This window comes from Anaerosporobacter sp., from assembly GCF_965301125.1.
The window spans coordinates 1-2,364 of record NZ_CBDLAM010000333.1; the positions used below are offsets into that span (position 1 = coordinate 1).

The window sequence follows — 2,364 nt, forward strand, 5'->3', positions numbered from 1 at the left end:
TACTTGTCAGAAGCGACTGTTATATCTTACAACATCTTTCGACGTTTGTCAACAAGAATTTTCACTTTTTAATGAATTGTTTTAATTCTTACTATTTTCAGAATTGTTCGTTCATTTCGTGCAATTCATCAGCTGACTTGGTCTAGTATAGCAGAGTTGAAATCGTTTGTAAAGTACTTTTTCAAAGAATGTTGAGTCCAATTTTTTCCTTCTTATTAATAGTATTTCTTTCATATTAAATAAATAGTCCAACTCTTTATTAAAACCAACTCCTTGAAGTGATACATCAAAAAACAACTTTTTTAGCAGTGTATCATATACAAACATGCATGTTTATAAAATGACATTCCACTAAAAAAGTTGTTCATTTCAAGTATTTGAAAACATTTAGTTTAATAACATAGTGCTTTTTGCAACAATCTGCAAATCAAACATCTCTACCACCGAATTAACCCGCCATATATTCAGCTATATTCATAATATGATCCCCTATACGTTCAAAGTCCGTAATCATCTCTGAATATATTACACTTATGTCGCCTTTACATTCGTTCTTCTTAAGTCTGCATAATTGGTTTTCTCTATATACGACAGCCATCTCATCAATCTTATCTTCTGTTTTTAGTATATAGTCTAGCTCCTTGACTGTTATATTATCTTCTAGCATATTTATACTCTTAAGATTATTTAAGGATACGCGCTTCATATCCTTAACTTCCATTTCTATCGTCTCAGTTAGCACACCACTCTTTTCTCTTATTAGATCTGCATAACCTGCTATATTTACAGAGTGATCGCTTATACGTTCAATGTTACCTATGATACTGAAGTACTTACCAATCGCTTTACCATCTTTCTCCGACATCTCAGCAGATATAATACTCGATATATATTTGGATATCTCTGCATTAAGAAAATCTATATACTCTTCATTCTGCATTACTTTAGCAACATTCTTTTCATTCCATTTCAATACTTGATCAAATGATAGTTCTACATTTTCAATAGCAAGTTCATACATACGATTTACTTCTTTATGTATCTGAGAAATTGCAACACTTGCTCCACCAAAAGAGTGATTTATAATAGATGCTGGGGATATAAACTGCAATCTCATCTCTGCTTCATTCTCATCATCTCTTTCTGGTAAGATTCTCTTAGCAATCTTTTCTAGTTTTGTTCCCGCCGGTAGCAATAATAACGTTGTTACTATATTAAATATCGTATGTACGTTGGCAATCTGCGCCGCGGAATTATTTGGCGTTAATCGTATGATCCAATCAGTCAATGGAAGAACCAAACAAATACACGTAAATACTGCAGTTCCTATTATATTAAACATTAAATGTATAATTGTCGTTCTTTTCGCATTACGGGTTGTACCAATTGACGCAAGTACCGCTGTAATGCATGTACCAATATTCTGTCCAAACAAAACAAAGACAGACCTGTCTAAAGTTATTACTCCGCTCATGGACAATGCCTGTAAAATACCAACTGATGCGGAAGAGGATTGAATAATTGCAGTAAATATAGCTCCAACAGCAATACCAAATAATGGATTAGATAAATTGGTCACTGCATCCATGAATAGTTTTGAATCTCGTAATCCACTCATACTGTCGCCCATCATCTCCATACCGATGAATAAAACTCCAAGACCTCCTATAATATATCCAATATTATATAGCTTCTTTGATTTTAAGAAAACAATTAATACAACGCCAATAATTGCAAACAGCGGAGCAACCACTCCAATATCAAGTGCAATCAATTGACCCGTTATAGTAGTTCCTATGTTTGCCCCCATAATCACCCAAATAGCTTGTCTTAATGTCATAAGCCCTGAATTAACAAAACCAACAACCATTACAGTAGTTGCTGACGAGGATTGAATTACAGCAGTAATTGCTGCTCCAACAGCTACTCCAATAAATCGATTTGTTGTAAGTTTCTCAAGGATCTTCTTCATTTTGTTTCCGGCAGCCTTTTCTAAACCATCACTCATCATTTTCATTCCTAGTAAAAATAGAGCCAAGCCACCAAGCAGGGATAAGAATTGTGTAATATTCATAAATACCTTCCTTCATTTGTTCTTTTTTTGTCGAATACCCATTTTATCTTAACACTATCTTTACGCTAATAGTGTTAAGATAGTGTTAAGATTCATTTCGGAAATAGGTAAACAAAAAAGCTATTGTTTTACTATGTAAAACAATAGCTTTTTTGTTATTCTTCGTCGACTGTATCGGATTCTAATATTGCAATTTCATATTTTTCAAGAATGATCTTTTGAATACGATCTCTTGTTTCTGAATTAATCGGATGTGCAATATCTCTGTACTCTCCATCTCCAGCTCTTCG

At 33.5% G+C, this 2,364-nt stretch carries 2 protein-coding genes; both read right to left on the reverse strand.

Annotation, left to right across the window (positions count from 1 at the left end):
* Positions 1–448 precede the first annotated feature (448 nt).
* The gene (locus tag ACW2QF_RS19550) at positions 449–2,074 is read right to left on the reverse strand and encodes a Na/Pi cotransporter family protein (RefSeq protein ID WP_455717691.1); all 1,626 of its coding nucleotides are present in this window, start codon (positions 2,072–2,074) and stop codon (positions 449–451) included.
* A 155-nt stretch (positions 2,075–2,229) separates the two neighbouring features.
* A partial coding sequence (locus ACW2QF_RS19555) for a septation protein SpoVG family protein (RefSeq protein WP_455717692.1) occupies positions 2,230–2,364 on the reverse strand: 135 nt, incomplete at its 5' end.

What these genes read in the sequence shown, in the direction of transcription:
- ACW2QF_RS19550 (WP_455717691.1), bottom strand. Translation starts at nt 2,074, where the DNA reads ATGAATATTACACAATTCTTATCCCTGCTTGGTGGCTTGGCTCTATTT.